Genomic DNA, 8174 nt, shown 5'->3' on the forward strand with positions numbered 1-8174 from the left:
TATCCCTTACTTAATGATGTTTAATTCGCGGCCAGCCTGAGCAAATGCAGCCAGGGCAGTATTTAATTGTTCAGTCGTATGTGCGGCAGACAGTTGTACGCGTACCCGGGCTTGGCCCATCGGTACCACTGGGTAAAAGAAGCCTGTCACTAATACACCAAGCTCATACAGGCGTGCAGCAAATTTCTGCGCAACTGGAGCATCAAACAGCATGACGGGGACGACAGGATGGGTGCCTGGCTTGATGGTAAAGCCTAAAGTCTCAATTTCACGGCGGAAATGCGCAGTATTCGCATGCAGGCGGTCACGCAGCTCGGTGGAATTGGACAGACGTTCCAAAACAGATAGCGAGGCACCCGCTATGGAAGGCGCGAGAGTATTCGAAAATAGGTAAGGCCGGGACTTTTGACGCAAGGTATCTATCACTTCCTTGCGTGCTGCTGTGAAACCACCCATGGCGCCACCCAGTGCTTTCCCTAATGTGCCTGTGATGATATCAATGCGACCCAATACATTGTGGTGTTCATGAGTGCCGCGACCAGTTGCGCCCATGAAGCCGGATGCGTGGCATTCATCTATCATGACCAGTGCATCATATTTGTCAGCCAGGTCGCAAATTTTGTCGAGCTGGGCTATCGTGCCGTCCATGGAGAACACGCCGTCAGTCACGATGATGCGGTGACGCTTGTCAGCAGCGGAGATCAATTGTTTTTCCAGGTCAGCCATGTCGTTATGGGTATAACGGAAACGTGCTGCCTTGCACAGGCGTATGCCGTCAATGATGGAGGCATGATTCAGCGCATCAGAGATGATGGCATCATTTTCATCAAACAAAGGCTCAAATACGCCACCATTGGCATCAAATGCGGCTGCATACAGAATACAGTCTTCTGTGCCGAGAAAGCTCGACAGTGCTTTTTCGAGTTGCTTGTGGACTGTTTGTGTACCGCAGATAAAGCGTACAGAGGATAGACCGTACCCGTATTGCTCAGTCGCCGCGATGGATGCCTGAACCATGGATTCATCACCAGACAAGCCCAGGTAATTGTTGGCGCACAAATTGATGAGCTTGCGGCCATCATCGCAAGTGACTTCAGAACCCTGGCGGGATGCGATCACGCGTTCTGGCTTGTACAGACCTTGTTCGCGTAAATTGTCCAGATTGCCAGCCAAATTGCTGATGAAGTTTGTCCTGGAAGTGTTCTGGCTCATGATGTCCCCTGATTGCTGTTGTGTTGCTGTGCGGATTGAATGTTTTCAGCCAATTATTACTTAATCACTGGCAATTTCATGCTTGCGTTTCAATGGCACTGTTACACTATTGTTGGAAATTTCTAAAATAGTTGAATAATTCAATATCTAGAACTAAAGTTCGATATATCGAATATTAAGCTAGCTTTTTTACTGATGCAAGAGTCTCTATGAAAAAAGTTTTACCCAATACCCCGCCAGAAGTGGGCGCGACTTTGCAAAAAATGCGTCTGGAGCGTGGCCTGACGCTGGAGGATTTGTCGCGCACCGCTGGCGTGTCAAAGTCCATGCTGTCCCAAATAGAAAGAGAAAAGGCTAATCCCACTATAGCCGTTGCATGGAGATTGGCAAATGCCCTGGGTGTCAGTATCGCGGAGCTGTTGTCATCAGAATCACCCAAGCTGGACACGATACGGGTACTGGAATCGCATGAAACACCTACATTGCCGGGTGAACATGCGGGTTATATCCTGCGTATACTTGGCCCTATGGAACTGGCGGGTAAATATGAGTGGTATGAGTTGACGCTGGCACCGGGTGGTGCGCTGGTGTCGAATTCTCATGACCCTGGAGCATCCGAGCATCTCACTTTACTGCATGGCAGTGTTGAGGTTGAAGTCGATGGCGTATGCAAAAAGCTGAAACTGGGGGCAACCGCACGTTATAACGCTGACAAGAATCATGCCATACGTAATCTGGGTAAAACTGAGGCCAAAGCTTTGCTGGTGGTTATTCATCGATAGCGCTCAACGGCGATGCTGAAGCATGGATTCTGGTAACATTTGGATTGAAAACTTGTTCGCCACATAATATTTTGCCACCTGGCTGCAATAATGTTGGTCGTATCAAGCCTTGGTAGTGTGGAGATTAAGCAGCATGAGTAAGAACGAAACAATTAAAGTATATGATCGGCCAGCGGGTGGCTGGGGCGCATTGAAAAGTGTTGCCCAGCAAATCATAGAACAAGGTATACCTGGCAAAGGGGCGTTGACCCTGTTGTCCGCCAATCAGCCTGATGGCTTTGATTGCCCGGGTTGTGCCTGGCCAGATGCCGATCACACATCGACCTTTGAATTTTGTGAAAATGGTGCCAAGGCAGTGGCGGCTGAATCGACTGCACGTCGCGCTACCCCAGAACTGATCGCCAGTTTGACAGTGAGTGAATTGGCAGAGAAGTCTGATCACTGGCTGGAAGCGCAGGGGCGTTTGACCCAGCCCATGCAATATGACCGCGCCAGTGACAGATATAAAGTCATTAGCTGGGATCAGGCTTTTGAGTTGATTGCGGCTCGTCTGAATGCCTTGCCAACACCTGACGATGCGATTTTCTATACCTCAGGTCGTACCAGTAACGAGGCTGCTTTCCTGTATCAGTTATTTGTACGTGAATTTGGTACCAATAATTTTCCTGATTGCTCAAACATGTGTCATGAGCCTTCTGGCTTTGCCATGCGTGAAGCTATAGGTGTAGGCAAGGGAACAGTATTGCTGTCTGACTTCCAGATTGCCGATGCGATTTTGATTTTTGGTCAAAACCCTGGCACCAATCATCCACGCATGTTGGGTGAGTTGCGTTCTGCGGCCAAGCGTGGCGCTGCCATTGTGTCTTTCAATCCCTTGCGTGAGCGCGGCCTGGAGAAATTTCAGAACCCGCAAAATGCGCTGGATATGCTGACAGATCAGTCGTCGACCATTTCATCTGATTATTTCCAGTTGAAAATTGGCGGGGATTTGGCAACCGTCAAGGGCATGATCAAATGTGTGCTGGAAGCAGATCAACTGGCGCAAGCTGAAGGGCGACACAGAGTTGTCGATGTAGAGTTTATCTCTGAACATACCGCCAATTTTGAGCAATTTGCCGCTGAAGCATTGGCAGAACCTTGGGATGTTATTGTCAGAGAATCTGGCCTGGACCGTGCGCAGATACAACGTGCGGCCGATACCTATATGGGTGCTGGCAAAGTCATTGCCTGCTGGGGTATGGGCATCACCCAGCACAAACATTCTGTGGCAACCATACAGATGATTGTTAACTTACTGCTCTTGCGCGGCAATATAGGCCGCCCTGGTGCGGGCCCATGTCCGGTGCGTGGGCACAGTAATGTGCAGGGTGACCGTACCATGGGCATCATAGAAAAACCGAAGCAGGCATTTCTTGAGCGTCTGGGGCAGGTATTTGATTTTACGCCACCGCAAAAACATGGTCATGATACCGTGGGCGCTATTGAGGCGATGCTGAAGGAAGGCGGTAAAGTTTTTTTTGGCATGGGCGGGAATTTTGCCACGGCAACGCCAGATACAGAAGTCACTCACAAAGCACTGAAAAATTGCGCGTTGACCGTGCATGTGACTACCAAGCTCAACCGTAGTCATTTGATTTGCGGTCATGAAGCCATCATCTTGCCTTGCCTGGGACGTACTGAAATAGATATTCAGGAAACTGGACCACAGGCAGTGACAGTGGAGGATTCCATGAGTATGGTACATCTGTCATCTGGTATCAATCCACCAGCCTCTACAGATTTACTGTCTGAAGTAGCCATTGTTGCGCGTCTGGCGCAAGCTACCCTGAAAGACCGTAGCAAAACACCGTGGGCCTGGTTGCTGGCTGACTATAGCCGCATACGTGACAAGATCGCTGCTGTATTTGATGACTTTGCTGACTTTAATGCACGCGTCAAAGTGCCGGGTGGCTTCCATTTGCGTAATACCGCGGCCGAAAGACTATGGCTAACAGCAACCAGCAAAGCTAATTTCAATACTCATGCTGTTCCGGTTGACTTGCCGATACATCAGGCTAGAAGGAGCAGGCAGTCACCCGTTTTCAATCTGGCTACCATGCGTTCGCATGATCAATATAATACGACTATCTATGGCATGAATGACCGTTACCGTGGCGTATTCGGTGAGCGTCGCGTACTGTTCATAGCTCAGGAAGATATCAGTGTTTTGGGCATGCAGGCAGGTGACTGGGTAGATATGGAAAGTCTGTGTGACGACGGTGTAAGGCGTCAGGCAAAGCGTTTCATGCTGGTGGCCTACAACATTCCCCGGGGGTGCCTGGCTGCCTACTTCCCAGAGACGAATGGCCTGGTACCTTTATCAAGTTTTGCTGATCATGCACGTACGCCCACATCCAAATCGATACCCGTGATCATCCGCGCGCATCAAGTACAGGTTTAATGCGGGTTTCAATGGAATCGCTAAATTATTCGCAGGATCAACTTAGCCATGCCTTGATGGCAGAACTGGCCCAGCATACAGAAGCTTTGTCATTGCCACGTCTGTGCAAAAAGCTAGGTGTGCGACAAAGTACTTTGCTGCGCTGTATAGCCTATCTGGGTGAAGAATCTATTGGCCAGCACACGGGGGCGGGATGGGTCCATCTGCAGCAAGATGGTGAACGCAGCTTGCTCAGCCTGACTAAAGAAGGACGAAGGGTTTGCGAAGCGGCGATGGGCCAGTCTGATGGTGAGCCTGCGACGCTGGCGGGCGTTGTAAGTCGCAAGGTGCAAAGGCATGCATTCTCCAACCATATCGCCGAGGACTTGATGGACCAAATTGCACAGGAGGTGCCGGTTGCTCTGGTCTATAACGGTATTTCTCATGCAGTCATGCTGGCTACCCCCTTGGATCTGGAAGACTTTGCGCTTGGTTTCAGTTTGTCTGAAACCATAGTCGACGATGCTAGTGAAATCTATGACATGGAGTGCCAGTCAAATCCAGAAGTGCCGGGCATAGAGGTGCAAATGCAGATATCGGCAGCGAGGTTTGCTGCGTTAAAAGAGCGTCGTCGCCATCTTGCAGGCAATACTGGTTGTGGCTTGTGTGGCAAAGATAGTTTGCAGGCTTTGCAAATGGATCTGACAATGATCAAGATTGAGTCTCCTCAGCAATTGTCGCGAGCCAGTTTGCTAAAAGCACTGGAGGGCTTGAGTTCTTTGCAGTCTATTAATTTACAAACGGGTGCTGTGCATGCTGCTGCCTGGGTCAATATGCAGGGTGAAATTCTGGTATTGCGTGAAGATGTCGGCCGACATAATGCCCTGGATAAATTACTGGGTGCTTTGGCAATTGCAAAAGTAAAAACCAAGTTGCAAGTTGAAGGTTTTGTCCTGATGAGTAGCCGGCTTAGTTATGAGTTGGTACAAAAAGCAGCACGTGCCAATATTGCCATATTAGCCGCATTATCTGCGCCAACTGCGCTTGCGATTGATCTTGCAGAGCAGGCGGGCATTTGCCTGATAGGCTTTGTGAGACAGCATGGTTATGTGGTTTACTCGCATCCCGAAAGGCTGCTGGCCGAATGAAGCAGGGATGAAATTGGATTTTCGCCAAATTTACAGAGGTTTTAAGCCTGCAAGAAAGTTATAATAGAAAGAATATTCGTTCTATCCTTCCAATCAATTTTCCAATTCATCCTGTCGACTTATGCAATACGCTTCAACACGCGGGCATACCGCAGCACAAAATTTCTCGGAAATACTCTTAGGTGGTTTGGCTCCCGATGGTGGCCTTTATCTGCCAACAACTTACCCTCAGGTAACTGACGTCGAGCTGGATGCCTGGCGCAAGCTGTCTTATGCCGGGCTGGCATTTGAAGTCTTGAAGAAATTTGCCACAGATATTCCCGAAGCTGATTTAAGGATGCTGGCAGACAAGACTTATACGTCAGATATCTACAAAAATGCACGTAATGATGAGTCTGCGGCGCAAATTACCCCCTTGCGTGTATTGCAAGACAAGGATGGCCGCAAGCTGGTATTGCAGGCATTGTCGAATGGCCCAACTCTGGCATTCAAAGACATGGCTATGCAATTACTGGGCAATTTGTTTGAATACACACTGGCAAAGAATGGCGCAGAGCTGAATATCTTTGGCGCCACTTCTGGTGACACTGGCAGTGCTGCTGAATATGCGATGCGCGGCAAGAAGGGGATACGTGTTTTCATGTTGTCTCCGCACAAGAAAATGAGTGCTTTCCAGACTGCCCAGATGTTCAGTCTGCAAGACCCGAATATTTTCAATATCGCCGTTGAAGGCGTGTTTGATGATTGCCAGGATATGGTCAAGGCAGTGTCAAATGATCTGGAATTCAAGAACCGCCAAAAAATAGGTACAGTCAATTCGATTAACTGGGCACGTGTGGTAGCGCAGGTAGTGTATTACTTCCGTGGTTACCTGAGTGCGACTACCAGCAATGAGCAAAAAGTTTCATTTACTGTGCCGTCTGGTAATTTCGGTAATATCTGCGCTGGCCATATTGCCCGCATGATGGGTTTGCCTATTGATAAGTTGGTTGTGGCGACCAATGAAAACGATGTGCTGGATGAATTTTTCCGCACCGGCATTTATCGCGTGCGCAAATCGGCAGAAACCTGGCATACGACCAGCCCATCCATGGATATCTCCAAGGCGTCGAATTTTGAACGTTTTATCTATGATTTACTGGATAGGGACGCTACCCGCGTTACGGCCCTGTTCAGGAAAGTTGAAACCGAAGGTGGCTTTGATTTGTCAGGTAAGCCAGGCAGCGATGGCGATGAATTCAACAAGATTGCCAGGTTTGGTTTTGTATCAGGTAAATCTGTGCATGCAGACCGCTTGCAAACCATACGTCAGGTAGAGAAAGAATTTAACATCACCATCGATACGCATACTGCGGATGGCATTAAAGTCGCATTTGAGCATCTGCAAGAGGGTGTGCCCATGGTAGTGCTGGAAACAGCCTTGCCAGCCAAATTCAACGAAACGATCAAGGAGGCATTGGGTCGTGATGCTGAGCGCCCGGCTGGCTTTGAAAATATAGAAGCACTGCCGCAACGATTTGAAGTCATGGCTGCCGATGTGGATGCAATGAAAGCTTACATCGCAAAAAATACCGGTCTGTAATGAAAGTGTTTTGATCGTAACACCCAATATACCTAATAGATATTCAATAAAAAAACCGCTTGATGCGGTTTTTTTATTGGGTGTTGGAAAAGCAATTCATTATTGTTTATTGCAATTAATCTTCTGCATAGGGAAATCGATTCCCTTTTCCTGATCTTTCATCTTGCCTTCTATGCGCCCGAGCAAGCTGCCGTCTGCATTCAATTGATAGATGACACGCTGAGGGAATTCAGGCCTGGGATTTTCAAAAACCACCCTTTGCTTTTCCAGTGACAGTAATTGAAAACTGGCCTCTTGTTTACCTGAGGGGAGGGCTGTAAAAACCAGGCTATCTCCATTTTCTTGTATGCGCATGAATTCCCATGCGACGGTTTTGGATTTGCGCACCGTACGGCCCATGCCCAGCATGGAACCACCTGCGGGTACCAGCCAATGTTCTTCCGATCCCGTCTCGGCACCTGCTGCCTGCCAGCAACCTTGTAACCATTGCATATCTTGTATGTTATTGGCAGCCCAACTGCAATTGGTAAGCAATATTGCGGTACTAATAGCTAATTCGATTTTTAATTGCATACTGATCTCCAATATAAGCCTGGCTTTGCATGGCATGGTTTTCGAGTTCTAGTATAGATGCAAGGTAGACTTTTTATGTTGATTAATACGTGATCAATGCTTGGCGCAACACATTGAAGCAATGTATAAAAGTCATAAGGTGATTGTAGAAAAAGAAATAATTTAAACAATCCATATAAAAGTCTCGTAAATATTTTTCACATTTTCAGTTAATGTGATTTGTGTCACATAGAAAAACAATCTCACATGCTAATCTGCGGTCGCTAAAAAGAATCAGCTCTAAAGAAATTTAGAATTTTTATGTTTCATACCAACAATTAATAAACAGGAAACTTCACAATGGCCAACACAGCAGCAGACATCCAAAAGCTTTACATCGCCTACTTCAACCGTCCAGCGGACCCAAATGGTCTGGCGTACTGGATGGCCCAAAGCTTCACGCTGAACCAAATTGCCGA

General features: G+C 48.0%; 6 protein-coding genes. 4 read left to right on the forward strand and 2 right to left on the reverse strand.

Annotated features, from left to right (window positions below; all coding sequences use genetic code 11):
* Window positions 1–6: 6 nt before the first annotated feature.
* Window positions 7–1212 (reverse strand): glycine C-acetyltransferase, encoded by a 1206-nt coding sequence (gene kbl, locus AC3WQT_RS07100; RefSeq protein WP_492703090.1) that lies wholly within the window; start codon window positions 1210–1212, stop codon window positions 7–9.
* Between the two features lie 209 nt (window positions 1213–1421).
* Here kbl and AC3WQT_RS07105 point away from each other — a divergent pair, with 209 nt between their 5' ends.
* From AC3WQT_RS07105 to thrC, 4 genes are all read left to right on the forward strand, one after another.
* Window positions 1422–1994, forward strand: a complete 573-nt coding sequence (locus tag AC3WQT_RS07105) for a helix-turn-helix domain-containing protein (RefSeq protein ID WP_423022116.1) — start codon at window positions 1422–1424, stop codon at window positions 1992–1994.
* A 133-nt stretch (window positions 1995–2127) separates the two neighbouring features.
* On the forward strand, window positions 2128–4434 hold the full coding sequence (locus AC3WQT_RS07110) for an FdhF/YdeP family oxidoreductase (RefSeq protein WP_492703092.1): 2307 nt from the start codon (window positions 2128–2130) through the stop codon (window positions 4432–4434).
* Between the two features lie 11 nt (window positions 4435–4445).
* Complete coding sequence (fdhD, locus tag AC3WQT_RS07115; protein WP_492703094.1) at window positions 4446–5561, forward strand: formate dehydrogenase accessory sulfurtransferase FdhD; 1116 nt, start codon at window positions 4446–4448, stop codon at window positions 5559–5561.
* Window positions 5562–5682: 121 nt separating this feature from the next.
* Window positions 5683–7143: a threonine synthase gene (thrC, locus tag AC3WQT_RS07120; protein ID WP_492703096.1), complete on the forward strand. Its 1461-nt coding sequence runs from the start codon at window positions 5683–5685 to the stop codon at window positions 7141–7143.
* Window positions 7144–7242: 99 nt separating this feature from the next.
* On the opposite strand, the gene AC3WQT_RS07125 is transcribed toward thrC, so the two are convergent.
* The gene (locus AC3WQT_RS07125) at window positions 7243–7716 is read right to left on the reverse strand and encodes a DUF6265 family protein (protein WP_492703097.1); all 474 of its coding nucleotides are present in this window, start codon (window positions 7714–7716) and stop codon (window positions 7243–7245) included.
* Between the last annotated feature and the right edge of the window lie 458 nt (window positions 7717–8174).

The organism is Undibacterium sp. FW305-107 (assembly GCF_058788535.1).

Coding starts and splice junctions, on each gene's coding strand:
- kbl (WP_492703090.1), bottom strand. CDS start 1,212: ATGAGCCAGAACACTTCCAGGACAAACTTCATCAGCAATTTGGCTGGC.
- AC3WQT_RS07105 (WP_423022116.1), top strand. CDS start 1,422: ATGAAAAAAGTTTTACCCAATACCCCGCCAGAAGTGGGCGCGACTTTG.
- AC3WQT_RS07110 (WP_492703092.1), top strand. CDS start 2,128: ATGAGTAAGAACGAAACAATTAAAGTATATGATCGGCCAGCGGGTGGC.
- fdhD (WP_492703094.1), top strand. CDS start 4,446: ATGGAATCGCTAAATTATTCGCAGGATCAACTTAGCCATGCCTTGATG.
- thrC (WP_492703096.1), top strand. CDS start 5,683: ATGCAATACGCTTCAACACGCGGGCATACCGCAGCACAAAATTTCTCG.
- AC3WQT_RS07125 (WP_492703097.1), bottom strand. CDS start 7,716: ATGCAATTAAAAATCGAATTAGCTATTAGTACCGCAATATTGCTTACC.